General features: G+C 66.5%; 1 protein-coding gene. It reads left to right on the forward strand.

Annotation, left to right across the window (positions count from 1 at the left end):
* Window positions 1-72: 72 nt before the first annotated feature.
* Window positions 73-474: cation transporter (locus B1964_RS27025; protein WP_172398979.1), on the forward strand; the 402-nt coding region annotated here is incomplete at its 3' end.

Below are 474 nucleotides of genomic sequence, written 5' to 3' on the forward strand. Positions count from 1 at the left end.
CACGTCCCTCTGTGCGTCCGGGAGAGTTCGGTCGGGGCGGTGGCGGGCTCCGCGTCGTGAGACGATCGAGTAATGACTGCCGAGCCGACGACTCCCGAGCCGACGACGCCGGCCGACGAGTCGATGATCACGGTGATCATCGCTTTCGCCATGAACATCCTTGTGGCCGTGGCAAAAACCGTCGCCGCGGCGATCACCGGTTCGGCGTCGATGGTTGCCGAGTCGGCGCACTCGTGGGCCGATGCGGGCAACGAGGTGTTCTTGTTGATCGCCGAGCGGCGTGGTGGGCTGGGGCGCGATCGGGCGCATCCGTTCGGCCACGGGCGCGAAACCTACATCTGGTCGATGTTCGCCGCTTTCGGCTTGTTCGCCGTGGGCGCTGCGGTGTCGGTGATGCACGGCATCACCTCGCTCTCGCATCCGGAGCCCGACGCAGACTACGTCGTCGGATACATCGTGCTGGCGATCTCGGCG

The sequence above is a fragment of the Gordonia sp. i37 genome (genome assembly GCF_002043085.1).
In the GTDB taxonomy this organism is placed as follows: domain Bacteria; phylum Actinomycetota; class Actinomycetes; order Mycobacteriales; family Mycobacteriaceae; genus Gordonia; species Gordonia polyisoprenivorans.